At 53.1% G+C, this 1,144-nt stretch carries 1 rRNA gene; it reads right to left on the reverse strand.

Annotation, left to right across the window (positions count from 1 at the left end):
* Nucleotides 1-1,144 (reverse strand): 23S ribosomal RNA (locus FFT88_RS24960); the annotation flags it as partial.

Here is a 1,144-nt window from a genome sequence, read left to right on the forward strand (position 1 = left end):
AGACCGCCCCAGTCAAACTACCCACCAGACACTGTCCGCAACCCGGATCACGGGTCTACGTTAGAACATCAAACATTAAAGGGTGGTATTTCAAGGTCGGCTCCATGCAGACTGGCGTCCACACTTCAAAGCCTCCCACCTATCCTACACATCAAGGCTCAATGTTCAGTGTCAAGCTATAGTAAAGGTTCACGGGGTCTTTCCGTCTTGCCGCGGGTACACTGCATCTTCACAGCGAGTTCAATTTCACTGAGTCTCGGGTGGAGACAGCCTGGCCATCATTACGCCATTCGTGCAGGTCGGAACTTACCCGACAAGGAATTTCGCTACCTTAGGACCGTTATAGTTACGGCCGCCGTTTACCGGGGCTTCGATCAAGAGCTTCGCTTGCGCTGACCCCATCAATTAACCTTCCGGCACCGGGCAGGCGTCACACCGTATACGTCCACTTTCGTGTTTGCACAGTGCTGTGTTTTTAATAAACAGTTGCAGCCAGCTGGTATCTTCGACTGATTTCAGCTCCATCCGCGAGGGACTTCACCTACATATCAGCGTGCCTTCTCCCGAAGTTACGGCACCATTTTGCCTAGTTCCTTCACCCGAGTTCTCTCAAGCGCCTTGGTATTCTCTACCTGACCACCTGTGTCGGTTTGGGGTACGATTTGATGTTACCTGATGCTTAGAGGCTTTTCCTGGAAGCAGGGCATTTGTTGCTTCAGCACCGTAGTGCCTCGTCATCACGCCTCAGCCTTGGTTTTCCGGATTTTCCTAGAAAACCAGCCTACACGCTTAAACCGGGACAACCGTCGCCCGGCCAACATAGCCTTCTCCGTCCCCCCTTCGCAGTAACACCAAGTACAGGAATATTAACCTGTTTCCCATCGACTACGCCTTTCGGCCTCGCCTTAGGGGTCGACTCACCCTGCCCCGATTAACGTTGGACAGGAACCCTTGGTCTTCCGGCGAGCGGGCTTTTCACCCGCTTTATCGTTACTTATGTCAGCATTCGCACTTCTGATACCTCCAGCATACCTCACAGTACACCTTCACAGGCTTACAGAACGCTCCCCTACCCAACAACACATAGTGTCGCTGCCGCAGCTTCGGTGCATGGTTTAGCCCCGTTACATCTTCCGCGCAGGCC

It is taken from the genome of Escherichia sp. E4930 (assembly GCF_005845405.1).
GTDB lineage: Bacteria > Pseudomonadota > Gammaproteobacteria > Enterobacterales > Enterobacteriaceae > Escherichia.